Source organism: Bacteroides sp. 14(A) (assembly GCF_000526555.1).
In the GTDB taxonomy this organism is placed as follows: domain Bacteria; phylum Bacteroidota; class Bacteroidia; order Bacteroidales; family Bacteroidaceae; genus Bacteroides; species Bacteroides cellulosilyticus.
The window spans coordinates 326,944-353,151 of the sequence record NZ_JAGH01000001.1 but is presented as its reverse complement, the minus strand read 5'-3'; the positions used below and the strand labels follow the sequence as shown (position 1 = coordinate 353,151).

General features: G+C 45.5%; 16 protein-coding genes. 5 read left to right on the top strand and 11 right to left on the bottom strand.

The window, feature by feature from the left end:
* Nucleotides 1-28: 28 nt before the first annotated feature.
* A complete protein-coding gene (locus K429_RS0101245) occupies nt 29-916 on the bottom strand; it encodes a helix-turn-helix domain-containing protein (RefSeq protein WP_007211754.1) in 888 nt (295 codons plus the stop codon).
* Between the two features lie 165 nt (nt 917-1,081).
* Entirely contained in the window at nt 1,082-3,382 is a 2,301-nt protein-coding gene (locus K429_RS0101240; protein WP_025725783.1) for a glycoside hydrolase family 3 N-terminal domain-containing protein, read from the bottom strand.
* A gap of 329 nt (nt 3,383-3,711) precedes the next feature.
* Between K429_RS0101240 and K429_RS0101230 the strand changes: the two genes are divergently transcribed.
* From K429_RS0101230 to K429_RS0101220, 3 genes are all read left to right on the top strand, one after another.
* Nucleotides 3,712-4,713, top strand: a complete 1,002-nt coding sequence (locus K429_RS0101230) for an aldo/keto reductase (protein WP_025725781.1) — start codon at nt 3,712-3,714, stop codon at nt 4,711-4,713.
* A gap of 626 nt (nt 4,714-5,339) precedes the next feature.
* Nucleotides 5,340-5,972, top strand: a complete 633-nt coding sequence (locus K429_RS0101225) for a DUF4136 domain-containing protein (protein ID WP_007211758.1) — start codon at nt 5,340-5,342, stop codon at nt 5,970-5,972.
* A gap of 70 nt (nt 5,973-6,042) precedes the next feature.
* Nucleotides 6,043-6,672, top strand: a complete 630-nt coding sequence (locus tag K429_RS0101220; protein WP_007211759.1) for a porin family protein — start codon at nt 6,043-6,045, stop codon at nt 6,670-6,672.
* Nucleotides 6,673-6,876: 204 nt separating this feature from the next.
* Here K429_RS0101220 and K429_RS0101215 read toward each other — a convergent pair whose 3' ends face one another.
* From K429_RS0101215 to K429_RS0101200, 4 genes are all read right to left on the bottom strand, one after another.
* Nucleotides 6,877-10,017 (bottom strand): glycoside hydrolase family 3 N-terminal domain-containing protein, encoded by a 3,141-nt coding sequence (locus K429_RS0101215; protein WP_025725780.1) that lies wholly within the window; start codon nt 10,015-10,017, stop codon nt 6,877-6,879.
* A 130-nt stretch (nt 10,018-10,147) separates the two neighbouring features.
* Nucleotides 10,148-13,150 carry a glycoside hydrolase family 3 N-terminal domain-containing protein gene (locus K429_RS0101210; RefSeq protein ID WP_007211761.1) on the bottom strand — a complete coding sequence of 1,001 codons (3,003 nt, stop codon included), beginning with the start codon at nt 13,148-13,150 and terminating at the stop codon, nt 10,148-10,150.
* A gap of 233 nt (nt 13,151-13,383) precedes the next feature.
* Entirely contained in the window at nt 13,384-14,304 is a 921-nt protein-coding gene (locus K429_RS0101205) for a bifunctional UDP-sugar hydrolase/5'-nucleotidase (protein WP_025725779.1), read from the bottom strand.
* 45 nt (nt 14,305-14,349) lie between these two features.
* Nucleotides 14,350-15,123, bottom strand: a complete 774-nt coding sequence (locus K429_RS0101200; RefSeq protein WP_007211763.1) for a 5'-nucleotidase C-terminal domain-containing protein — start codon at nt 15,121-15,123, stop codon at nt 14,350-14,352.
* A gap of 927 nt (nt 15,124-16,050) precedes the next feature.
* Between K429_RS0101200 and K429_RS0101195 the strand changes: the two genes are divergently transcribed.
* Together K429_RS0101195 and K429_RS0101190 are read left to right on the top strand one after the other, a co-directional pair.
* A complete protein-coding gene (locus K429_RS0101195; RefSeq protein ID WP_025725778.1) occupies nt 16,051-17,016 on the top strand; it encodes a GNAT family N-acetyltransferase in 966 nt (321 codons plus the stop codon).
* Nucleotides 17,013-18,155 (top strand): DegT/DnrJ/EryC1/StrS aminotransferase family protein, encoded by a 1,143-nt coding sequence (locus K429_RS0101190; protein WP_025725777.1) that lies wholly within the window; start codon nt 17,013-17,015, stop codon nt 18,153-18,155. Before K429_RS0101195 ends, K429_RS0101190 begins: the two co-directional genes overlap by 4 nt.
* On the opposite strand, the gene K429_RS31125 is transcribed toward K429_RS0101190, so the two are convergent.
* From K429_RS31125 to K429_RS0101165, 5 genes are all read right to left on the bottom strand, one after another.
* The gene (locus K429_RS31125; RefSeq protein WP_025725776.1) at nt 18,152-20,911 is read right to left on the bottom strand and encodes an endo-1,4-beta-xylanase; all 2,760 of its coding nucleotides are present in this window, start codon (nt 20,909-20,911) and stop codon (nt 18,152-18,154) included. The genes K429_RS0101190 and K429_RS31125 overlap by 4 nt on opposite strands.
* A gap of 37 nt (nt 20,912-20,948) precedes the next feature.
* Complete coding sequence (locus tag K429_RS0101180) at nt 20,949-22,508, bottom strand: glycoside hydrolase 43 family protein (RefSeq protein WP_025725775.1); 1,560 nt, start codon at nt 22,506-22,508, stop codon at nt 20,949-20,951.
* Between the two features lie 291 nt (nt 22,509-22,799).
* Entirely contained in the window at nt 22,800-23,897 is a 1,098-nt protein-coding gene (locus K429_RS0101175; protein WP_022210163.1) for a glycosyltransferase, read from the bottom strand.
* On the bottom strand, nt 23,894-24,796 hold the full coding sequence (locus K429_RS0101170) for a glycosyltransferase family 2 protein (RefSeq protein WP_025725774.1): 903 nt from the start codon (nt 24,794-24,796) through the stop codon (nt 23,894-23,896). The genes K429_RS0101175 and K429_RS0101170 overlap by 4 nt, the downstream gene beginning before the upstream one ends.
* Before the next feature lie 75 nt (nt 24,797-24,871).
* Nucleotides 24,872-26,182 (bottom strand): TolC family protein, encoded by a 1,311-nt coding sequence (locus K429_RS0101165; protein ID WP_025725773.1) that lies wholly within the window; start codon nt 26,180-26,182, stop codon nt 24,872-24,874.
* Nucleotides 26,183-26,208: the final 26 nt, after the last annotated feature.

Sequence of the window (26,208 nt, the reverse complement as noted above, 5' to 3'; positions counted from 1 at the left end):
TTCGAAGAAGAATAATGATACAATATTATCATATCACAATCTTCTTCTTTCTATAGTTTTCCCTGAATTCCTTTGGTGAACAATCTTTTTTACGTTTAAACATCCGGTTGAAGTTGGACAGATTATTAAAGCCGCAATCATAGCAGATTTCGGCAATGGTATGCGCCGAGTCCACCAGCAAGCGTGTAGCAAACCCCAAACGAATATCTATAATATAGTCGGAAAGCGTCTTCCCTGTACGCAAACGGAAGAAACGGCTGAACGAAACCGGTGTCATACCCACCATATCCGCCAGAGTATTCAAACGGATGTCTTCCTGATAATGATCGGCAATATATTTCTGTACCTTCTGCACCCGGCGGCTGTCAGAGAATGTCTCGATCTTAGCAAAGGAAGAACTGGACAGCACCTTTGCATCATCATACAAAGACAACTCATAAAGGATGCGCAGAAAATGCATCACCGCATAGAATCCCTGTTCTTCGGAAGCCAGCTTATCCAGCCAGTTATACACTTTCATGATGGCTTGCATGGGGAAACTAATGCCGCATTGCGCCTTTTCCAACATACGCCGGATGCTGTCGAACTGGTTTTTATTCATGAAGTTCTTGAAAAACAGGTCGGATGAGAACTGAATCGTGATTTCCCGTATCTCCTTCGAAGTACATTCGTGTTGCTCCCACACATGCTCCAGCTCTTTGCCGGTAATCAGTACCAGATCATAGTCACTGATCACCTCGGCAGAGTCTCCCACTACCCGGCGGACACCGGCTGCGTGTTCCGTAAAGTTTAGTTCGAATTCGGCATGACAGTGGATAGGATAAGTAAACTCCGTCTTGCGACGGTCGGCGATATAAAAACAATCGCGGTCGGACAAGGGAGTAATCTCCCTCATAATGTAGTTTGAGTTTTCCATATTGATTGGTTAAAATAGTATCATGTCACAAAAATAACCATTCTTTTTAATCCTGAATGGTAGAATTTGTTTTATTATGGGGTAAGATTTGTTATAAAAGAAAGAAAGGTTATACCTAACCATCGGAAAGGTATAACCTTAAAAGAAAAAAGCAATAACTGTATTTTATTTCACAAAGAAAGAATCTTTCAGCAGATCTTTATCATCAGAAGATGCACCCACCATCACAATGAACTCACCCGGTTCTACAATCTTCTTCATCTTTTTATCATAGAAAGCCAGTTTATCGGGAGTAATCTTAAAGTTCACGACCTGACTTTCGCCGGCTTTCAACGGTACGCGGGCAAAGTCTTTCAGTTCCTTCACCGGACGGGTGACGCTACTGAATTTATCGCGGATATACAGTTGCACGATTTCCACTCCATCACGGTCGCCCGTATTCGTAACTTTTACACTCACATCCACCGTACCGTCCTTAGTGATTTCTTTCTGTGCCAATTTTAGGTCATCATATTTGTAAGTAGTATAAGAAAGGCCGTGGCCGAACGGATAGAGCGGAGTGCTTGGCTTACCTACCGCATAAGGATGGAAGTATTGTGACGGCTTATGGTTGTATATCATCTGCAACTGACCTACGCTATGAGGAATCGTAACAGCCAATTTGGCGGACGGATTCACCTGACCATACAGAATTTCGGCTACTGCCTGACCACCGTACATCCCCGGTGCCCATGCTTCTACGATAGCGGGAAGATTTTCGGCCGCCCACTGCACACCGAGAGGACGTCCGTTCACCAAAATAAGAATAGTCGGTTTACCGGATGCAGCCACTTTCTCTATCAACTCGTTCTGCAAACCTACGAGGTCGATATCTGAACGGTCGGTATCTTCACCGTCCGTACGGTCGTTCCAACGGAAGCGCATCATATATTCGCCTGCCACTACAATATTGAGATCAGCACTCTTGGCACGCGCGGTAGCTTCAGCCACTTTCTTCGGATCCATGTTGCGCGGGTCCCAACCCTGGTCTACAAAATCAAACTGAGTATCGGGAGCAATCATTTTCAGACCTTCCAGGATGGTAGTTACGTTTTCATCTTTCTCAGGAGCACTCCAGTCACCCAGGATATTCTGGTCGTCGGCATTGATACCGGTCACCATGATCTTCTTATATCTGGAAGCGTCCAGAGGGAGCACACCGTCATTCTTCAACAATACAATGCCATTGCGGGCAGACTCAAGAGCCGTTGCACGATGCTCATCGCAAAGGCGCACTTTCATGGTTTCGGCCTCATCGGCATAAGGTTGTTCGAAAAGGCCGAGACGGAATTTGATATCCAGTATGCGGCGTACAGACTCGTCAATACGAGATTCTGAGATACGCCCCTCCCTCACTAATTCCACTACCATTTCGTTCCAGTGGATACCATGCATGTGCATGTCCATACCTCCCATAATAGACTGATAAAAAGCTTCCTTCAGATTTTCGGCAGTAGCATGCAGGTCATGGATATGTTCAATGTCCATCCAGTCGCTGACTACGAATCCGGGGAAGTTCCATTCGCCACGCAGGATGTCTTGCATCAACCACTCATTGCTATGACAAGGAATACCGTTCAGCTCATTGTGGGCAGTCATCAGAGACATGGCTCCCGCCTTCACTCCTGCCTCAAAGGGAGGGAAGAAAACTTCACGAAGTGTACGCTCTGACAAATCAGTGGGAGAACCGTTCGTTCCGTTGATGGGTTCACTGCCACCGACGAAATGCTTGATACAAGCCAATACATCTTCGTTGCCATTCAAATCGCCTTGATAACCTTTCACTGACTGTACGCCCAGCAAAGTGACCAGATAAGGATCTTCACCATACGTTTCGCCAACACGTCCCCAACGGGCATCGCGGGCAACTTCCACATTCGGATTAAACGTCCAGTGCATGTTCATGGCACGCATTTCCTTCGCTGTCTGCCGGGCTATCTTATAGGCCATCAGCGTATCAAAGGAACAGGCAAGATTGATGTTGGTGGGATATACCGTATTATCCGGCGCATTGGCATTGCCATGGATGGCATCGATACCGAATATAATAGGTATCTGCAAGCGGCTCTTCATAGCGAGAGATTGCAGATAGTTGGCTTCTTCAATGGTCAACACATGCAGAAAAGAACCGATCAAGCCTTCTTCCGTCCACTTCTCTATATCTTTCTCCGTAAAGCCGGGATAGAAAGCATTTGCCGTATTATTCTTCAATTCTTCTTCGGTCATCACGGCACTGTTTGCCTTGATATGTTCCACACCGACGAACTGATTCATCTGACCTACTTTCTCCTCCAGAGTCATTCTTTTCAAGAGATCTTCTACCCTGTCCTTTACGGGTGCGGTAGAGTCTTTATACACTTCCTTCTGGCTTCCGCCGCAGGAACACAAACAAGCTCCGATTGCCATAGTTGCGATTATTTTCTTCATTATTATTAGGGTTTTGAGGGAAAGTTGACAAGGGGACGAGTTGACAAGGGGACAAGGTTCCATGCGGCATAGGAGCATTGCGCAGCCCCTTGTTCCCTTGTCAACTCGTCAACTGGTTTCCTTCCTTTCTTTCCCGTTACCCCCGCAAAGATAGCGCTCTCCGGAAACTTCCGATAACATTTTCTTATCCAATTATAGTATAATTTGTTTCCAGTCGGGGCATCTGTTGTAATCCGCTCACTTTTAGACAAAGAAAAACGGTCTTTTCCGGAGAAATTACCTATTTTTGTTTCCTGATAAAAGTACATTTCTCACTTAAACTGAATGATATGATAAACCCCATTTACTCTCCCGATTCCAAGCGGTATGACAACGGCATGAAATATCGTCGTTGCGGGCGAAGCGGCATATTGCTGCCCGAAGTTTCTTTAGGTTTGTGGCACAACTTCGGAGATGTAAACACCTTCTCCAATTCGCAGGCAATGGCACATTACGCCTTCGATCAGGGTATCACGCATTTCGATCTCGCCAATAACTATGGCCCGTCCTACGGTTCGGCGGAAGAAACTTTCGGCATGATTATGAAGAAGTCATTCATGCCCTACCGGAACGAACTGTTTATCTCAACCAAAGCCGGACATGATATGTGGCCCGGTCCTTACGGTGAATGGGGTTCCAGGAAATATCTGATGAACAGTCTTAATCAGAGCCTGAAACGGATGAATCTGGATTATGTAGACATCTTCTATTCGCACCGTTACGATCCGGAAACTCCACTCGAAGAAACATTGCAGGCGCTTGTGGACATCGTGCGCCAAGGCAAGGCCCTGTATGTGGGTATTTCCAAATACCCGAAAGAAGCAGCCGAATTCGCATACCGCTATCTGGCAGAGAGGGATGTGCACTGCCTGCTCTATCAGGGAAGATACAATATGTTCAACCGGGAACCGGAAGAAGAAGGTATTCTGCAACAGGCACGCGAAAACGGTACCGGTTTCATTGCCTTTTCACCGCTGGCACAAGGCCTGCTGACCAACCGTTATCTGAATGGTATCCCCGAAGATTCGCGGATTGCCAAAGGTGGATTCCTGAAGAAAGAAGCGCTGACAAAAGAAGTGCTCAATAGAATAAAGGCACTGAATGAAGTGGCTGCCCACCGCGGACAGACTCTTGCCGAAATGGCGTTGGCATGGGTGCTGAAAGATGAAATGGTCACTTCGGTCATTATAGGTGCAAGTTCCGTAGCCCAACTGGCAGATAATCTGAAAGCCATAGAAAATACAAAGTTCACAGCGGAAGAGCTGGAAACGATTCAACGGATACTGGACTAAAAAGTATTAGAAAGGAATAAAGGTGATTAGGATTTAGTGATAAGTGATTAGCACCATTCAGTATATTATTTTTTAGACACGGATAACACGGATGACGCGGATCTTTTTTTATAGCGCAGCCTTTTAAATCCGCGTTATCCGCGTCATCCGCGTCTAAAAGATTATTTATCATTTTGTTCATAACCCGATAAAAAAGAATAAAAGGTTACCGAAGGATATTCTGTTACTCTATTGATAATCAGCAAATAGTATTTACCAATAGTTTACTGAAATATGTAAAAGCATTTACCACTGTATGTAACGACACTTCCCCCTTATTGTAACGACATTTACCTCGATATGTAACGAGCTTTACCTCGGTGTGTAAATAGAGTCACCGTGTAGAGTCAACACAGTTACCATTTGGGGTAAACTGAATTTTCATGAAAGGAAACAGCTGTGGACTTATAGCCTGTAAAATACCGTCTATGCACCTATTCCCCCAATTCAGAGCGCCCCGTTTTTCTGCAAAAGATTAAAATTTAACATACCCCCTTCTGAACCTTTTATTTTTTATCTTGTTCATGTACCAAAAGCCTGAGGTACCAGGGCAGGATTTTTATATTTAACCTAAACATTATAAAAGTATGAAGAAATTAATTCCCCTATTATTGGTGGTCTTGACTTTCGCAGCCTGCGAAAAAGACCCTGACACGGATAAGCTGGACAACAAGTATCTGGTTTATACCAACTATGACACGAAAGCTGATTTCAAAGCTTTCCAAACGTACTACATGCCGGACAGTATCCTTATCATCGGTGATAAGAAAGAAGCTGAATACTGGAAAGACGAGAGCGCTCAGGAAATTCTGCAAGCCTATGCTACCAATATGAACAATCGCGGTTTTGTCCGTGTAGACGATCGTGAAGAAGCCAACCTCGGTTTGCAGGTCAGCTACATCAAGAGCACTTACTACTTTAATGACTACGGACGTCCCGAATGGTGGTGGAACTACCCGGGCTACTGGGATGCACCTTACTGGGGTAACTGGGGCGGATGGTACTACCCGTATGCTGTGACTTATACATATAGCACCGGTTCATTCATCACCGAGCTTCTCAACCTAGAAGCCACTCAAGGCGAAAAGGAAAAATTGCCCATACTCTGGACAAGCTACATGAGCGGATTGCTTAGCGGTTCTACAGCTGTAAACACCAAATTGGCCATTGAAGGTGTGAACCAAGCCTACACTCAATCTTCTTACCTTACTAATAAGTAATTGTTAGTAGTAAATAGTTAAGTAGAGAGGTACAGCCTGAAGTATCTCATAACTAAAAACAATAACAAGTATGAAAACAATAAAATATCTTTCTATAAGAGTACTGGCAATCACTGCCCTGGCTCTCGTCTTCGCCATGCCGGCAAAGGCACAATTAACCGATAACGGTTATGCCAACATCGATTGGCAATTCAACTTCCCCCTGAGCAACCACTTCGCTGATAAAGCCAGCGGATGGGGTATGAGTTTTGAAGGTGGTTACTATGTGACTCCGAACATTGCTCTTGGTGCCTTCCTGGCCTACCACAGCAACCACGAATACTTCGGTCGCCAGACACTTCCCGTAGGTGAAGGCGGTAGCATCAATACTGACCAACAGCACACTTTGTTCCAGTTGCCTTTCGGCCTTGCCGGACGTTATACTTTCGACCGCGGTAGCGCTTTCCAACCTTACGTTGGATTGAAAGTAGGTCCTCAATATGCCGAAATCAAATCTACTTTCAATGTGTACGAAGCTAACAAGAGCACCTGGGGCTTCTACGTATCACCGGAAATTGGTATCAACATCTACCCATGGGCCTATGGTCCGGGTCTGCACGTTGCCGCTTACTATAGCTACGGCACGAACAAGGGTGACTTGTTCACATACAGTGTAGATGGCTTGAGCAACTTCGGTCTACGCCTGGGTATTGCATTCTAACATAATTTGCATTGCAACACAATAAGTTTGACTGGTATTAATTGATTGTTTCAAGACGTGAAAAAGGGAATAACCGGCCGCGTGAGCGGGGGGCTATTCCCTTTTGTAGTTACGAACTACAAGATACAAGCTACAAGTTGCTGCGCTATGTTTACGAACAATTATGCCGCATGGCACTTGTAGCTCGTAGCTTGTAACTCGTAATTATTTCACCGCCTGATACATCACTTCCTGTATCCGTGTACGAATATCCATCTTCATCAGTTTCGTATTCCATACATTGGGATAAATGCGATTACACAGGAAGACATAAACAAGGCCGTTCGTCGGGTCTACCCAGGCACAAGTACCCGTAAAGCCGGTATGACCATAGACGGTAGAAGGGGTAGCGGCAGCGCATGGGCTCTTTGCCGGATTCTGACGGTCGGGCTTATCAAATCCCAGACCACGACGGCTGATGCGTGAAACCGTAGTAGTAAATACACGGCAAGTCTCCGGACTCAGATAGCGCTTGCCATCCAGTTCACCACCATTCAGCAACATCTGATAAATTCGCGCTACTTCCGTTGCATTAGAGAATAACCCGGCATTACCCGATACACCACCCTGGAAGGCTGCCGACTCATCATGTACAAAGCCCTGAAGAACAGTCTTCCGCAAGAAAGGATCAAAGGAAGAAGGTATAATTTCGGCTTTCGACAGAGGAGCATGGCTACCGGAAACAATGCCGGCATAAGCCGTTCCCGCGGTAGCTGCACCTCGCAGCGGCAAGTATCCGGTACGTTTCAGTCCCATCGGAGCATAGAACTCCTGCTCCAGAAAAGCATCCATCGACATTCCTGTACGCGCTTCCACCAACTGCTGCAACAGGATGAAGCCGACACAACTATACCGATAGCGCCGGTCGCGCAACGGAGTTTCTATAATCTTCTGTCGGTATGCCTCCTTGAAGGAGCGATTCAGCCACAAGCTATCAGAAACCTGCAATGTATGCTCTGCCGTGCGTACTTTGGATGTCAGCCCCTTCTGGAATTTGAACTTCGGGTTTGCCCAAGTACGTACACCGATCTGTGCAGAATGTGCGGCATCGGGTTTTGCCTTGAAAAGAGTTCCTTCATAACTTTCCTTATCGATAGCTTCCAGATAGAACAACAACGTGGAAGGCAATCCGGACTCATGCAACAGTAATTGCCGGACAGTAATATCCTTTTTATCCGTATCCTGAAGCCAAGGCAGATAGTCCGACACACGGTCAGTAAGATTCAGACGTCCTTTATCATACAGCTTCATGACGGCAAGCAACGTTGCCGTAGTCTTTGTCAGCGAAGCAAGATCGTAAACATCCGTCGGGGATACCGGCAAAGTAGCACCCGGAATAACGGATGCAGAAAGCCTATTGGCAGAAGCGCCCGGCCAGGTATGCGTTCCGAATGCCTTATTATACATTTCCTTTCCATCTTTCAATATCACGATCTGGCAACCGGGATAGGCACCTTCCTTAATTCCTTCTTTCGCAATCTCATCGATACGAGTCAGCAGACGAGAGTTCACTCCATACTCATCGGGCACAAAGTGAAGTGGTGTCTTCGGAGTAATAACCTGCCCCGTACCTGTGGCAAACAAATTGCTGATACTTGCCGAGAGACATCCGTCGGCTGTTGCATCTCCATAAAGTATTTTGGCTGTCCGGCACTGCACATCATCTATCGAAGAATGTGCCAATACTACGGCGTCCGCAGCAGACACTGCCCAGCGTATCTGCAACATCTGCTTACCGGGAATAAAAAGCAGATAAACCGCCGGCACATCGTGAGTAAACTCGGCAAAGAATGGTTGGTAGGGTGCCAGACGATGTTCCGTGACGCAAACAAGAATACGTTTATATTGCGACAATGAATCACGCAACAGTTTGCGTGCAGCAGGCTGCAAGTCTTTCTTCAGCTGAAAGACGGTGGGACTTCCTTTCGTCCCGGCTGAATTTATATATCCGGAGAGTTCTTTCAGGAACGGCTGTACCTCTTTCGCATCCCCCACATTGAGCACTGCCACTTCACGAGTATCCGCATCCAGCGGAAGTACATTGTTCTTATTTCTCAGCACAGTGATCGCTTCCTCGTTCAGACGCCGTATCAGATCACGCGTATGTGCCGTATTGATACGGTTTCCCAAACCGGAAAGACGGACAAAAGGTTTCTTCGACAATCCGAGAGCATATTTATAGGTAAGCACTTTCCGACACTTCGTTTCGATCTCCGCTTCTGTCAACTCACCGCTCTTCACGGCATCCAGTATAGCTTCCACCTCTTCCTTTATCCGCCGGGGAACGAGCAACAGGTCGTGCCCCGCCTGCAATGCCTGCAAGCAAATACTCGTGTTATTGGCAGATACTCCCTTCATGGCAAGTGCATCCGTAAACACCAACCCTTTGAACTGCATCTCCTGTGTCAGCAAATCATGCACCACTTTGCGCGAAAGCGAGGAAGGTACTCCTCGTTTCGGCTCAAGCACCGGCACTTCCAAATGTCCCACCATCATACCGGACAGTCCGGCCTGAATCGCCTTTCTGAACGGATAAAGCTCCACGCTGTCCAGACGTGCACGCGAAAACGACAGCTTCGGCAATGAATGATGCGAATCCACATCCGTATCTCCATGACCGGGAAAATGCTTGCTTACGGAAAGTACACCGCCATCTTCCAGTCCACGTGCATAAGCTATCACTTTATCCGCCACATTTACCGGACTTTCTCCAAAAGAGCGGGTATTGATAACGGGATTCTTCGGATTGATATTCACATCCGCCACGGGAGCAAAGTTGACTTGCACGCCAAGCTCACGGCACTGCCGGGCCATCTCGCGCCCGTACTCATAGAGCAGGCTGTCGTTTTGTATACAGCCCAGAACCATATTTCGCGGAAACACCGGTGTACCCCGCAAACGCATGGAAAGTCCCCACTCACCGTCGAAGGTAATCATCAACGGAATATCCGCCATTTTCTGCGCTTCATTAGTCAGTGCCACCTGGTTTTCCATTAAACCACCGGAAAAAAGCAGGCCACCCACTTTGTAGTCGTCCACTACTTTGCGCAACAGGTCGCGGTTTGCTTTATCCTGTTGGGGGGCAATGGTATAAATGAATAGCTGTCCGATACGTTCTTTCAGACTCATCTTGTTGAGCACTGAGTCCACCCACTGCCGGCAGCGGGCATCATTGGTAAAGGGACGCATCAGGATAGGTTCAACAGGCGTAACAGGGGATTGCGGTGCCGGTAAGCGATGTGTCTGAGCATCAAAACGGGCACAACAACTGAATAGTATCAAGAGGAATAGGAATAGTTTCTTCATTATTATCTATACATTAAGGCTACCAAAGTTATAGTATTTCAAACACAAAGACACGGAAAACACAGAGTTTTTTCGACTAATTAGTAAAAAACGCTGTATTTCCCGTGTCTCCCGTATTTCTATGTTCCGGCTATTTCAGACTTTTATAAATCGCCTCCTGTATATCAGTGCGAATATTCATTTCACCCAATTTCGTATTCCACACATTGGGACACAGGCGGTTACTGAGGAAGACGTACACCGTCCCGTGTTCCGGATCCACCCAGGCGCAAGTCCCCGTGAAACCGGTATGCCCATAAACGGCAGCGGTAGCAGAGGCAGCACAAGGACTATTCTTCAAATCCTTCAGATTAGGTTTGTCGAAGCCCAATCCCCGGCGGCTGATAGCGGAAGTTTCCGTAGTGAACAGGCGGCAGGTCGCTTCGCTCAGATAGCGTTTACCGTTCCATTCGCCACCGTTCAATATCATCTGATAGATTTTAGCCACTTCGGAGGCGGTGGAGAAGAGACCGGCATTACCGGATATGCCACCCATGCAGGCAGCAGCCTCATCATGCACATAGCCACACAAGTCCTGACGACGCAGGAAGTCGTTTGCAGCCGTAGGCATTATCTCTTCTTTGGAGTATTTCTGCAAAGGCAGGTACATGGTACGCTGCAAGCCCATAGGCGCATAGAACTCTTTAGCCAGATAGAGGTCCATCGGCAACTTGACAATTGACTCTACCACCTGTTGCAGCAGGATAAAGCCGAGATCACTGTACACATACCGCTTACTGTCCATTTCGCAACGGGCAATCTTTTGCAGGATGGTATTCTTAAAGCTCTTATTCAACCACATCTTATCAGCTACATGCAAGTTGTAAACCGATGATTCTTTCTCCGACACCAGTCCTTTCTTGAACTTGAAATCCGAACAATAATAGCTATGTTCGCTTACCCGCGTGCGATGCCATTCATCCACCCAACTTTGAGCATACGGTCCATGCACGGAGTTCGGGTCGATAGCCTCCAGATAGAAACGAATATAAGGCGGCAGGCCAGACTCGTGAAGAAGCAAGTCCTTGATCGTAATATTCTTCTTATTCGTACTTCGCAGGAAAGGTAAGTATTGGGAAACCTTATCCGTCAGTTTTAATTTACCACCATCATAAAGTTTCATCACAGCAAGCAGCGTTGCAGTAGTCTTTGTCAGAGAAGCCAGGTCGAACAGATCCGTAGGACGTACAGCAGTGGTATCCTTATCGGAATGTATACCGAAACATTTATCATACACTGTCTGACCGTCTTTCAGCACCAGCACCTGGCAACCGGGATAAGCTCCGGCAGCCAATCCTGCCCGCACGATAGCATCAATGCGATGTAACTCATTGGACTTCATCCCCAAATCCTCGGGAATAATACTTCCCGGCTTCATCCCCGGAGTGATCACACTTCCCTCACCGGCCTGATAAAGACTTCCGATACTCATGGAAAGTTTGCCTTGGGCAGGCACTTTGGCAAAGATGACACCTGCCACATATTGTTGGATATCCGCTTCAGAAGAATGTCCCAGCACTACGGCGCTGGCTTGGTTCAAAGCAGGCTCTAACGGTTGCATTCCACGATAAGACGTAAAAAAAGCATATACCAGCGGCACGGACAAGTCCAATCCCGCCAGGAAATCGGCATAAGCAACCACATCGGCATCTTTTCCCGATACGCTGACCACTATACGCCGATAGTCCGCCAACTTACGCGCCAGTTCACGGCGGCCATCTTCCGACATTTCTCTTGTCAAACGAAAACACTCCATAGGAACAGGAGATAATTTCTTCATCTCATCCACAAAAACACTGTCTTTGCCTTCGCCTATACTCAGAAGAGCAATAGGAGCACCACCGACCGGTGTCAAAGGCAATATCCCGAAATGATTGCCAAGCACCGTAATGGAGGCTTGGCGCAACCTGGTTACCAGAGCCTTCGCCTCATCCGTATGGATACGATAGCTCATTCCGCTAACTTGTAACTGCGGGCGTGGCTGGCGCAAGCCTAACAAATATTTATAAGTAAGTATCTTACGGCATTTCGCTTCCACTTCTTTCTCAGAGAGAACGCCCTCTTTCACAGCACTCAGCACTTCCTGCACAGCGTTTGCGGTGTTGTACTGCACCAATACCATATCATTTCCGGCAAGTAAGGCTTTTGTAGTAAGCTGGGGCACAGACGAGACACCTTTCATATCCAGCGCATCCGTAAACACCAAGCCCTGAAAACCCATTTCATCTTTCAACAATCCCGTTACTACATTTCTGGAAAGTGAAGATGCCGTTTTGGCGTCCGGTTCCAAAGCAGGCACCTGCAAATGACCTACCATCACACCGCCCAATCCGGCACGCACCATTTCGCGGAACGGATACAGCTCGACGCTATCCAAACGTTCACGATTATAGTAGAGCACCGGCAGTCCCTTATGCGAGTCCACGTCCGTATCTCCATGACCGGGAAAGTGTTTGCTTACGGACAGCACGCCACCACTTTCCAACCCACGACTGTAAGCCAGCACCTTTTCGGCTACTTTCTTCGGATCTTCACCGAACGAACGAACATGAATCACCGGATTCAAAGGATTGGTATTCACATCCGCATCAGGTGCAAAATTGACATGCACACCCAATTCACGAAATTCCCGTGCCACCTCACGTCCGTATTCATAAATCAACTGATTGTCTTCAATGCAGCCCAGAGCCGCATTCTTTGGGAAATAGGGCGTACCTTCCAGACGCATGGAGAGCCCCCACTCACCGTCAAAAGTGATCATAACGGGAACTTTGGAGTTCTTCTGCGCAATATTCGTCAGTATTGCCTGTTCTTCCGGCGTACCTTCGGCAAAGAGCAGACCTCCGATCTTATACTTCTTCACAAGATCACGTATCTGCTTCTTTTTCTGCTTATCCGCCTTGGCCGGGAAAGTGGTGACAATCAATTGCCCTACTTTCTCTTGCAGGTTCAAACCGGAAAATACGGAATCTACCCACTGTTTGCAACGTGCATCTGCCGCTGAAGGTAGAAAAGGGGCTTCTGCCTGGGCATGAAGCAAGGATGTGCCACCCCATAAAAGGATAGCCAACAACAAGAGAATTATTCTTTTCATTTCTTTGTAGTTCGTTGGCGGTATTTATTCATTTCTTACGGGTTATGAGTTAAATGATAAATAATCTTTTAGACGCGGATGACACGGATGACGCGGATCTTTTTTTAATACTTCTTATAGCGCAGCCTTTTAAATCCGCGTTATCCGCGTCATCCGCGTCTAATCTATTATCAGCATTTAGTTCATTACCATCCTAATACAAATAAATCCTCCCCCAACTAATTATGTATTATCTATAATGATGGTTGGGCTTCTTCTTCTGTAAGTGTCAGTTTCAACATTCCCACATAAATTCCACTTTTTCCTGTATGCATCACAGGTACATTCTTACCGTCTTTATTCAAATAAATAGCAGGCTCTTTCATGAAAGTATGGGTATGTCCGCCCAATATGGCATCAATATTATTTGTTTTCTGTGCCAGTTCTTCGTCACAAGGAGCACCTTTAAGCTGATAACCCAGATGCGATAAGCAAATAACGACATCACAACCTTCCTGGTTCTTCAGCAGATCCGTCGTCTTCTGTGCCACTTCTATCGGATCATTATAAACCACACCTTCACATTTATCGGCCTGCACCAATCCTTCCATCTTCGGAGCAAGACCAAAGACACCGATCTTCAATCCATTGCGGCTGAAAGTAGTATAAGGTTTCACCAGTCCTTCCAACACCGTACCTGTTACGTCATAGTTGGCACATACCACCGGGAAGTTTGCCATACGGAACAGACGTGCCATATTTTCCAGACCGAAATCAAACTCATGATTACCAATCGTCATGGCATCGTAACCCATAAGGTTCATCATCTTGACTTCTACTTCTCCCTGGAACAGATTATAGTAAGGAGTTCCCTGAGAGATATCTCCACAGTCGAACAGCAACAGATCAGGGTTCACCTTGCGTGCCTCTTTAATAAAGGTGGCCCGGCGCACGGTTCCGCCCATACCGGCATAGCGGTCGGCAGCATTTACGGCAATGGGCTCAATGCGGCTATGTGTATCACTTGTTTGCAGAATCACCAATTGCTTGGTTTTCTGTGCAGAGTCGGGAGCCAGCAGACAAAGGGGTTCCTTGGAGATTTCCCGGATAGATTGTTGTGCTGATGCCGGAAGAAGGCAGCAGACTGCCAACATTAAAAGAATATATCGTTTCATGATTTCTGATTTATGAATTATGATTTATTTTCTCGGTGAGCAGGATTACTCATCTTTCACAGTTACTCTACCTTCCAGACGCGAAGTGATCTTCTTTCCGGCAGCAGTTTGACGTTCCACATAGTCCATGAACAGGCCGCGCAAAGTGGCTCCGTCCGGACATTCCCGTTTCTCTGCCTGAGGCAAAGCAGTCATCCCGTCGTTTCCGTCAGCCAGATAGTCGATTGTAGCAATCGTATAGAGTTGATCGTCTTCTATCGGACGCCCGCCAACCGTACCTTGCAGCAATTTCCCGTCTTTCGTAATCAGGAGCTGTACTCCACTGATACCTTCACCATGACGCACAGCGATATTATTAAACAGTTCTTTCAGATAGACTCCCTTCATTGTTAATACACAAAGGGAATTTTCGAAAGGTAATATCTCATAGATATTTTCGGTAGTGATAGGGCCTTCTGTCAGTACATTACGCAAACCACCCATATTTATCAGCCCCATATCGGCAGGCTTGCCCAGCACTTGTGCGGCAGCATTGCGCAATACATCCGCTACCAGATTGGAAAGCAAACTCTCCGGAGCTCCTTTATCCATACTCATTTCCGCAGTACCCACCACACGATACATGATACTGTCAACTTTTGCCTTATAAGGAGCAAGCAGTGCCACCGCTTCAGCATCCGGGTTCACATCCCAAGTAGAGTCAATCGCCACCATGGTTCCCTCTGACTTCGTCACCTTATATGCAGAAGTACAAGAACTTAGCAGGAATATAACTGCCAGAAATACACCGGGAATAAATTTCAAAGTTATTCTTTTCATTTTGTTCGGGTTTTTAAATTGCTACAAATATAACGAATAGTCTTTCTTATCCTGTCCTGACGGAAAGAAAAAAGATGAACTTTTTCGTTTTCAGACACATTTTTTTAAGTTTCAGGATATTTCGACATTAAACGGCTTACACAACTTCTGACTGTACCCGAGATGCACTTGCTCCGTACCAAGTCCGGGATTTCTTCGGTCAGAGGTGCTTCTGAGCGAAGAAGGTACGGAGCAAGTACGGTTGAGACACAGTTATGGCGGGGCATGAACAACACAATGATTCATTCACTATGCTAAACCGAGGGTACTTCCCACTACGACTGAAGATATCTCCCACTACGACTGAAGGTACCTCCCACTAGGACTGAACTCGTGTTTCACTACGACTGATCATGATGGAACACCAAGTTTCTTGTCACACAGGTGGTTACGGGACATATGAACTTTGGTTTGCTCTTCTCTGTAGGGTTATGAGTTAAATGATAAATAATCTTTTAGACGCGGATGACACGGATGACGCGGATCTTTTTTTTATCCACTTTTATAGCGCAGCCTTTTAAATCCGCGTTATCCGTGTCATCCGCGTCTAAAAAATAATATACCGAATGGCGCTTATCACTTATCACTAAACACTAATCACTTTTGTTCTTTTCTATTCCGTTATGAATCAGCTACCGACTACAAGCTACAAGTGCCTTTCGGAACATAGCGCAGCTACTTGTAGCTTGTAGCCGGTAGCTCGTAACTTTTCCGATATGATCCCAATTCAACTCCTGATGATTCGCATAAATAATAAACCACCTAAACTCACGTTATTTAAATTATACGTAAGTTCCGCATATAGCCTTTCAGGCTGACATATATGCAAAACTTTAAAAATATACCTATATTTGAATTCCGAAAGTAATATAAAAGACAGGCAGATACATGGAAATAAGTGTGGCAACCGATCAGGAATGGCATATAATCCGCTACTCAGCAGGAGATAAAGAGCGCTGGGACCGCTTCGTGCGCCGCTCCAAAAACGGTACGTTCCTCATGCAGCGCGACTATATGGATTATCATGCCGACCGTTTCCAGGATTGTTCCCTAATGATCTTCTGTAACCGGAAGTTAACAGCCCTGCTTCCCGGTAATCTTTCCGGCAGTTGTTTCTATTCCCATCAAGGACTGACGTATGGCGGAATGCTCCTTTCTCCTTCCATCACCCTGCAACAAGTAGAAAGCGTATTTCATGCCGCACTCGATTATCTGCAGAAGGAATGCAGTGTGCAGTCGATAGTCTATCGTGCTATTCCACATATCTATCACCGCTATCCTGCAGAAGAAGACCTTTATGTCCTCACCCGGCTGGGTGCAACCCTTGTGGCACGAAGCATCTCATCCGTCATTCCACTGGACGACCGTCTGCCTTTCCGTACTCTCCGCCGTCGCCAACTGAAGAAAGCCCTGGCATCCTCACTGACGATTGCAGAAGATGAAGACTTTGCTTCTTTCTGGCCGATACTGGAAGAAAACCTGCACGAACGATACGGTGTCTCTCCCGTACATTCGCTAGAGGAGATTACCCGTCTGCACAGCAATTTCCCCCGCCAGATTTCCCTTTTCCGTGTATGCGATGGAGCCGAAACATTGGGTGGATGCATTGTGTATGAGACTGACGAAGTAGCCCACGTGCAATACATCGCAGCTTCCCCACGCGGAAAGAAATGCGGTGCGCTCGACCTGCTTTTCCACCAATTAATATACGACCGTTATGCGCAGAAGCGATACTTCGACTTTGGCATATCTACCGAACACGGCGGACAAATATTGAATGAGGGATTACTCTTCCAAAAAGAAGGTTTCGGCGCAAGAGCAATTATGTATGACGTTTACGAATTACACTTATGATAAAGTATTTAGACCTGCAAAAGATCAATGCCTCCTTCGAACCCGAACTGTCGGATGCTCTGTTGCGTGTTTCCCATTCCGGATGGTATCTGCACGGGGAAGCTACAGCCCGTTTTGAAGAGGAGTTCGCTGCTTATTGCGGTACTTCTTATTGCGTTGGCACCGGAAATGGTTTGGATGCTCTTACTTTGATATTTCTGGCTTACCGGGAACTGGGAGTGATGAATGCAGGAGATGAAGTTATTGTTCCCGCCAATACATACATTGCCACCCTACTTTCCATTCTTCGTGCCGGCCTGAAGCCAATGCTTTGTGAACCTTCTTTCGAAACATGCAATATAGATGCTGCCTATGCCGAGACACTGATTACCTCCCGCACGCGTGCCATATTGCCCGTCCACCTGTATGGCCGTTTAGCTGACATGAAAGAGATATGCAAGTTAGCCAACCGCTACGGACTGAAAGTCATAGAAGACGCTGCACAAGCACATGGAGCTGTCTGGAACAAAGGTTTACCGGGGAAAGGGAATCATCCTCTGCGTGCTGGTAATCTGGGAGATGCCGCTGCTTTCAGTTTTTATCCAGCCAAGAATTTAGGGGCATTAGGAGATGGCGGCGCTATAACCACTCACGATGCAAGGCTTGCCGCTACAGTGCGTTCCATTGCCAATTATGGCTCCACGGAGAAATATGTACATCGGTATCAAGGTATAAACAGCCGTCTGGACGAGTTGCAAGCGGCAGTCCTTTCCGTGAAACTCTCTCGTTTGGATCAGGATAATATCCGTAGAAGGGAAATAGCGCAATTATATAAAGAAGGGATTGACTGGCAGCGTCTGGAATTACAGAGTACTGTCCATACGGATGATATCAATGAAGCCAATGTTTTTCATATCTTCCCCGTCTTTTCTTCCCGCAGAGATGAATGGCAACGTTATCTCAATAGTCACGGCATTTGTACTCAAATTCATTACCCTATCCCTCCCCATCGCCAGGAAGCGTTGAAAAAAGAATATGGAATGCAACAACTCCCCATTACGGAACGCATCCATAATGAGGAGTTAAGCCTCCCTATATATCCATTACTGACGAATGAAGATATAGAGCGGATTATTAACTGTGCAAATACCTTTATTTAGAAATTCAACACTTTATAATACGACGATTTCGGCAGTAAGTTTTCGTCAAACAGAAGCGGATAGTTACGCTGACGGTTACCACGGCGGCGATCCAGCCATGAATCACCATCATATACATTCCAGAAAGTAACATTGCTAACCACATTCTTGTATTCGCGCATCACCCGGAACAGCATATCATACTGGGCTACCTGCGCCGCATCCGCTTCAGGAGTCAATTCCAACGTCCTGTTATCCTGGTTCACACTCAACTGTCCTCCCTGCTCTCTCGTATTGATACGAACGTCCAGTTCAGTGATATGGATATTATCAACCACCTGCGAATAAAGCTCGATAGCTTTTCTGAACTCATCCTCCGTAGGAGAAAGGGTATTATAATGTCCCTGCATTCCGATTCCGGAGATGGGTATTCCCTCAGCCTTCATGCTTTTAACCATATTATAAATGCGGTCACGCTTCGCCGGGTTGGTCTCATTATAATCATTGTAGAAAAGCAATGCTTTGGGATCTGCCTCATGAGCATATTCAAAAGCCTTCTTTATAAACTCGTCCCCCGCAATCTTATAATAGAGAGACTGACGATAAGGAACTTCTGCTTTCGGATCATCCGTCATCGCTTCGTTCACTACGTCCCAAGCATAGACAACATCCTTATATCTATTTACAATCGTATGGATATGCTTTCTCATTCTCTCAAACAGTACCTCCTTGGAAACCAAATTTCCCTTTTCATCATGGAACATCCAGTCCGGAGTTTGGGCATGCCAGACAAGGCAATGACCGCGAAGTCCTATTTTATTAGCACGGGCAAAGTTGGCTATCTTATCAGCGCTCTCCCAGTTCCACTGTCCTTCCACAGGCTCCGTAGGTTGAGGTTTCATATCGTTCTCTGCAGTGATACTGTTAAAGTTGGAAGTAATCAATGCCATCTGTTGAGGTGAATTCAGATTTGCCATATTTATGGCACACCCCACAGTGAAATAATCAGCATACGCATCTTTCAGGTTGTTCACAACAATATCATTCGCAGAAGTAGCGTACAAGCCTATCAGACAACCGGTAAAACCACCTGCCACGTTCGTTGAAAGAATATCACCGGGCACGGTATTTCCTAACTGTACGAAGTCAGTTCCATCCGTTGAATAATAAAAGCCATAGCCATCTCCTTCACCCTTTACTCGCAATTGAATGGGATTCTTCACATCTACTTTTGCACTTGCAACAAGTCCGGATTTACCTCTTGCCGTTCTTTCCAGCACCATGTAGAAATCTTTGTCCTTTTTTGTCAAGCCAAAGACATAATTGAATTTTTCACTCTGTACGCAAGTGATGCCTGCCAGATCTTTCTCTGTCTTCGGAACATACTGCAATGTGGTAGTAAACGAGAAGTTATTATGTTGCTGTCTGTAGAAGAGGGTTGAAGTAGGCTTCACCTCTTTTATGTTCACCGGGAAAGGAGTAATCCGCAATCCTCCGTCTTTCAGTACTGAGATGAACTCTTCACGAGGGCCTCTCAAACCAATCCAGCGGTAATCCAATTGCGGAGATGTGAAGTTTTCAGTGAACGTAAAATTGCCATTGGGGAAGTAACCGTCTTTTCCGGTTTTATTCTCCACTCCTTTAGGTGTTTTCAACTTCGGCTCCATCGGAATCAATCCGTTTTCAAAGACAGGGAATTCTCCCGACCAGTCAACCGGCAGGATAAACGTTTCACGGCCAATGTTCACTCTGCCCTTCTCATTCGGACGGATAGCCAGGAACACACCATAATATTTGCCGTCAGGACCTTCCACTAAATCGGCATGTCCGGCCCAATCCACCATATTCTTCCGGTTCTGATTCAGGTATCTCTGGCTCAGGATAGGATTATTGGGAGCCGGAATAAAGGGACCTTTCGGGCTGTCACTCACAAAGATTACTTCACTATGCCAATCTCCGGTACCGCCTTCGGCACACATCAGATAGTAGCGTCCATTCTTCTTATAGATATGCGGAGCTTCAATCCAGATAGGTTTCTTGGACAAATCCACACCACCATTCACAATAACCTGATCCGAACCGGGAATCACCTGATCGTTTTCCACATCATACTCCCAGATTTTAATCACACGGTGTCCGTTATAGAGTTCTTCACCACGCTTCGGTCCGTCATTATGAACCACATACGCCTTGCCGTTATCATCAAAGAAGATAGAGGGGTCGATACCGTCAAAATTCAACTTGATAGGATCACTCCATCCTTTGAAAGGATCTTTCGACTTTACAATGATATTCCCGAATCCCCCCGCAAACTGGGTGGTGATCATATAGAAAGTATCATTATTGGGGTTATACTTGATGGCCGGAGCATACACGCCGGCACTGATACCCGTATCATGTACTTTCAGCTGTGAGGTACGGTCCAGTACATGGCCTATCTGCGTCCAGTTCACTAAATCCTTTGAATGGAAGATAGGCACACCGGGGAACATGGCGAACGATGAACACACCAGGAAGTAGTCATCCCCTTTGCGGGTTATGGACGGATCGGGGTAACAACCTTGCAAAATGGGATTATAAAACTCACCGGCCTGCAACGGATTCTCGTTGTACACCTGATCATTCCCCTGATAAACCGCCTGCAAGAATACCGGAGCACCCTTCACCTTTTTACCTTTAGCCCCTTGGCTAAAACCTGCCACTGAAAACATTGTCATACAAAGTGACAACAAAATGATGCGCTTACCCACGGAAAGCGTCGATTTCACCTTTTTCATGTCTAATATCAATTATGATTTATAATTACTCGTTATCTCATTTACTGTCACTTATACGGAAATAATCAAAGTCCACATACCCTCCGGGAGTCTTAGTAGCATAATTGAATAGTCCGAAACGGTATCCCATAAAATGCGGGAGAGTATAAGCCATCTTGAGCTGGCTTCCTATTTTTGTCCACTTCTTACCATCCAGGCTATAGTAGAAATCCGCTATATCTTTCTTATCTGTAAAGTCACATTCGGCTTTCAGGAATACTGTATTTTGGTTCAGTGGCAGACTTTCCACCTCTTCCGGTTTGTCAGTCTGCGCACTTACCATTACAATCTTCTTTACCCCGTTTTCATATTTCACACCAATCCATCCATATTTTTTCTGAAGAAGTGCAAGCCCTGCAAAATCGCCTTCTCTCATATCAGACACATCCATAGAAGTAGTTCCTGAACATACCGGACCAATCGTCCGCTGTGTCAACGTGTTTCTTGCAGACAGGAAATCAGTATCTATCCGTCCGGTTTTGAGTCGCAGATATCCCTTCCGTTCACTAACTGACCAGAGAGAATTATCCGGATTATGATTCCACTGCCAAACCAACGGCAAAGCCGCATCTTTCTTTTTGCGTGTAAACTCATCCGAGGCAACAATACCCGGTATCAAGCCTTTACTTGCCGGCAGATCCAATGTTTCCGGAACCTTTCCATTTATTCCGAGAACCGGCCATCCATCTTCCCATTTCACCGGAACAAGATAAGGGATACGGCCTACAGAACCATTGTCACGGAAAAGATAAGCAAACCATCTGCCATCAGGCGTATCTATCAAGCCACCTTGGGCAACACCTTTATCCTGCAAAGCTACTCTACCTTCCCAAGGACCATTTATATTATCAGCGCGGTGAATAACCACTGTACGCATTCCTCCTTTCGGCCAAGTAATATTGAATAAATAATACTTCCCATTTACTTTAAATAACTGTGAACCCTCGGCAGGTAATCCGACATTATCTCCTGACGGAGCACTGGCATTCTCTATAAAGACACGTTCGGTACCTTCTTTTATCCCGGATAAATCGGGCTTCAGTTCCGCTATATGCAGTTTACCACCTCCCCAGATGATATAAATACGATCGTCATCGTCAAAGAAAACAGAATGATCATGATAAGAAGGATTAAAGGATATTGCTTTCCAAGGACCTTTCTCTATATCTTTCGTAGTATATATATAGGTCTTCCCGGTGGTGCCGGCAAATGTTGTCACATAATACATATTATTATGATAGCGAATGCAGCTTGCCCATGTACCACTGCCATAAGCATTCTTACCATTGTTCAAGTTCAGTGCATCCACATCGGCCAGTATATCGTAACAGTAACTCACCAACTCCCAGTTCACTAGATCTTTAGATTTCATAATGGGTACTCCCGGAGCCATGTGCATGGTGGTACTACTCATGTAATAAGTATCTCCCACCCGGATCATTGACATATCGGGTACATCGGCATGAACCACCGGATTTTTGGCAGAAGCGTTTTGCGCAAGAGTCGCATAACTGTAGAAAATAGATGCCAACAGAAAAAGACAAAAATGTTTTCGCATAGTTATATCCTTTTTTATTATTGTTTTTGAAAAGGCAAAATTTACCGACAGCAAATATACAGTATCGAATCCAAGAGATACCTATAATCATTTTACACATTCTTTCGCTGATATTACATCTTTACCGATGTATGTTTCATAATCTTTCACTCACGTTACATCGGGCATCTATAAGTACTTAGAAGACATAATACGAGTTACCTTGGCAAAGGGAAAATGATTACTTTGCCTAATAAAATTTAGCCCTTACAATACTTAGTTATTGCAAGGGCAAAATACAAGAAGAAATGATTAATGTTTTTCCCAGAAGTCCAGATATTGGCGGGCCACCTTCACATGATCGTGATACTTGGCTACATATTCAATACTTTGCGCCGATAATTCCGGAATACGCTCTTTATGAAGCACTATATCTTCCAGCTTTTGATAAATATCTTGCTCGTCGGGCAGGACATTGATAATGGGACGAAGTTCTGTTTCATTCAATATCTCATAGTTCTCCGGCTCACCGCCTCCCACTACCGTTACTCCTTTTGCCATAGCCAATAGTGAATTCATGGAAGGGGTATACGAATACAACTGATCTAACTGGACATCAGCATCATCCATCAACTGCTGATAGCGGGCATAAGGCACATCATGCACTTCAGTGATGCGGCAAAGCTCAGAATACTTGCGCTGCACTTCTTGCAAAACGGGCAGCATAACATCAGTCCCCTTCAAATTACTACGGGCAGACTGAATACCGATGAAGAAATTCAGTTTCTCCGGCACACCGCGAACGCGGGATGTTACCTCACGCAAATCGATAGGTAAAGGAATGAAAGCTGTCTTATCTGAAAAGTAAGGTTGATAGGAAGCGTAATACTCCCACAAACAGGCGATAATGCCATTACAAGTTTCGGCTATAGCCCGAGTGGCACGAGCTGCCCCACCATAATACCAATCCTGAAGAGTAATCTGATTAAAAGCCGTATCACGATACCGGTCTCCGATCTTAAAATCCGAATAGTGAAAAGTGCTTGTTTCCATACAAGCACGAATATAATAATAGTCGGTCCCGAAAGCTCCCAAAAAGACCTTGCCATTGTGCCGTTGCAAATAACGGTAAACAGGCAAAGTACGTTCACTGCGTAAACGCAAAAAATAAGGACTGATAATCTGCACAACATCATATCCCCGAAAACCCGGCAAATGACGCAATATACGGAGAAGGCAACAGATACCATCACGCAAACTATCCGTCGGCCGGTCAAGAGCTATATCACGCGGATAGTTCCTCCAACCACAACCATCAGAAGCAACACAGACATCGTGCCCCAATGCCCGAAGTCCTTCCGCAAGATTCCAATGCAGCCCGCTAAACTCTCCAAGTAACAATATCTTCATATAACAAAACGAATATAAACATTAATGGCAGGACAAACCAAACGATACTTCCAAGAATACTTTTTATAGGGCAAAGGTACTAATCCCGCTTGTTTCAGGATAGCTAATTGCCGGTTCATCTCATTTATACTACATTTATTCCGCCACATCTGACGGATATAGTCGATAACAAGAAAATGGATTCGTCTATTCAATGCCTCCAAACGCTCGACAGAGGCGTCAGACTGACAAGCCTGACTAAACGCTTTCAACCGAAAAAGCATTTCTTTAAAATCAGATACCCTCCTCCGGCATTCATCTTCAGTAATCATTCTCGTTAAAGAAGAAGATGAACAGTAATAACCATACACTTTATAAGAAGTCACCAACATTTTTCGGGCGAAGAAGTAAGCTTTGGCAACAAACTCTTCATCTTCAAAAAGGCTCGTCTTACTGAAATAAAGAGAAGACGTCTCCAATAAACTTCGACGGAAGAAATGCGCCCAAACAACTCCCGTAAAATTATTCAATGCCATGAAGTGGGCACCGGATGAGTATTCTACATAAGACGGCACTTGATTGGTCGGATTCTGCTTCTCCAACGAAGAGGCACTGGTAAACTCCTTAAAACCAAACCTCAGAATATCAGGAGAGTATAGTTTCAACAAAGGTAAACAAGAACGAAGTGTATTCGGTACTAAAATATCATCAGCATCTACAAAAAAAAGATATTCACCATGCGCTTGTTGCATTCCACGATTACGTGCTCCCCCCGTAGTCTGACTCTCATCGTCTGCTACAATGATTTCATAACTCCCCTCTTCCATTCCCTGTTCACGGATAGAAGTAATACAGCGTTGCAGCAATACCGGGTCTGCTGTACCATAAAAAGGAATAATTATACTGATAAAAGGAGTCATGTGGCAAATATACAGAAAATCCTCCCCCAGCCTCGCAGCCAAAGAAGGATTTTCAAGAGAAAGACACTAAAAAAGTTATTCAATCGGTATTCCTTTATAGAAGTCCAATATCTTTGTACGGAACAGATATTCATATTTGGCCTGCAACTCATCAGACTGGGCTTTCATCAAATTCTGTTTCGCTTCATTATACTCTACGGCATTAGCTTTGCCATTATCATACTTCTCACTCATCAGCTTGAAAGATTCCATACTGGCATTGGCTGCCGTACTACTACTGGTATACTTGCTTTCGGAAGCCAGTGCAGTGTACCAGGCTTGCTGAATTTCTTTATAGAGCGTTTTCTTGGTATTATCCAGTTGCAGAGAATAATTCTCCTGCTGTAAACGCGCTGTGCGCACACGGTTACGAGTAGTAAAGCGATTAAAGAGAGGAACACTCAGACTAAATCCTACATACTTACTGAAATTATCCCGCATCTGATCACCAAAATTACGGTCAATGGTAGAATAGTAATTAGTTCCAAGACTACCACTAAAACTCAATTGCGGATAGAAAGCACTCTGAGCAATACGGATGTTGTGTTTGCTACCCTCCAGACGATATTGTGCAGCCTGAATGGCAGCTTTAGTCGACAAAGCTGTCTGATAGACCTCATCCGGAGGAGTAAGGGGTTCCAAGTCAAGCTTCACTACAGGAGCGGCCAAACTGAATCCTTCCGGAGTTTCCAACTCAATAAGCTGACTAAGATCAAGCAATGCTAACTGAAAATTATTATCAGTCTGCACAGCACTCATCTCATCCTGGGCAACACGGGCTTTCGCCTCAGCAACCTCCGCAGGAGACGCTTTACCCAATTCCGCAAGACGAGATATACGGGCATATTGCTCTTTGCTCAACTCTACCTGGCCAAGAGAAACCTGATGTAACTCTTGATTGAACAGTACCTGCAAATAAGCAGAAGCAATATTTATAGAAATATCTTCTTTAGCTTTTTCCAAATCCGCCATAGCAGCTTTAAGGTTCAGTTTGGCCAAAGCATACTGATTAGGAATCTGTAAACCGGTGAATATAGGAACATTGGTAGACAAAGACATATTAGTACTGTGGCTACTCACACTAATGTACTTTTGCTCATCTCCTATACGCACATCCGTACGTCCCCAGTTCCAACTTTGCCCTGCACTACCGTTCAGGTTCGGCAGACGCGCCCATTTGGCCGTATTTACGCTTACGGCACTTTGTTCTGCCTCATTAGCACTCTGACGGATACTGATATTATGTTCTATAGCGTAGTCGATGCATTGGCGCAATGTCCAGCCCTCCTGTGCCTGCACCGAGACAGCAAAAACAGCCATACATCCTATTATTAAGTTCTTCTTCATAATCTGTTATTATTGAATTATACAAG

Bases quoted from the DNA above. Each gene is read 5' to 3' on its own strand.
- K429_RS0101220 (WP_007211759.1), top strand. From the start codon at position 6,043: ATGAAAACAATAAAATATCTTTCTATAAGAGTACTGGCAATCACTGCC.
- K429_RS0101230 (WP_025725781.1), top strand. From the start codon at position 3,712: ATGATAAACCCCATTTACTCTCCCGATTCCAAGCGGTATGACAACGGC.
- K429_RS0101165 (WP_025725773.1), bottom strand. From the start codon at position 26,182: ATGAAGAAGAACTTAATAATAGGATGTATGGCTGTTTTTGCTGTCTCG.
- K429_RS0101200 (WP_007211763.1), bottom strand. From the start codon at position 15,123: ATGAAAAGAATAACTTTGAAATTTATTCCCGGTGTATTTCTGGCAGTT.
- K429_RS0101170 (WP_025725774.1), bottom strand. From the start codon at position 24,796: ATGACTCCTTTTATCAGTATAATTATTCCTTTTTATGGTACAGCAGAC.
- K429_RS0101215 (WP_025725780.1), bottom strand. From the start codon at position 10,017: ATGAAGAAACTATTCCTATTCCTCTTGATACTATTCAGTTGTTGTGCC.
- K429_RS0101190 (WP_025725777.1), top strand. From the start codon at position 17,013: ATGATAAAGTATTTAGACCTGCAAAAGATCAATGCCTCCTTCGAACCC.
- K429_RS0101240 (WP_025725783.1), bottom strand. From the start codon at position 3,382: ATGAAGAAAATAATCGCAACTATGGCAATCGGAGCTTGTTTGTGTTCC.
- K429_RS0101205 (WP_025725779.1), bottom strand. From the start codon at position 14,304: ATGAAACGATATATTCTTTTAATGTTGGCAGTCTGCTGCCTTCTTCCG.
- K429_RS0101225 (WP_007211758.1), top strand. From the start codon at position 5,340: ATGAAGAAATTAATTCCCCTATTATTGGTGGTCTTGACTTTCGCAGCC.
- K429_RS0101180 (WP_025725775.1), bottom strand. From the start codon at position 22,508: ATGCGAAAACATTTTTGTCTTTTTCTGTTGGCATCTATTTTCTACAGT.
- K429_RS0101195 (WP_025725778.1), top strand. From the start codon at position 16,051: ATGGAAATAAGTGTGGCAACCGATCAGGAATGGCATATAATCCGCTAC.
- K429_RS0101210 (WP_007211761.1), bottom strand. From the start codon at position 13,150: ATGAAAAGAATAATTCTCTTGTTGTTGGCTATCCTTTTATGGGGTGGC.
- K429_RS0101245 (WP_007211754.1), bottom strand. From the start codon at position 916: ATGGAAAACTCAAACTACATTATGAGGGAGATTACTCCCTTGTCCGAC.
- K429_RS0101175 (WP_022210163.1), bottom strand. From the start codon at position 23,897: ATGAAGATATTGTTACTTGGAGAGTTTAGCGGGCTGCATTGGAATCTT.
- K429_RS31125 (WP_025725776.1), bottom strand. From the start codon at position 20,911: ATGAAAAAGGTGAAATCGACGCTTTCCGTGGGTAAGCGCATCATTTTG.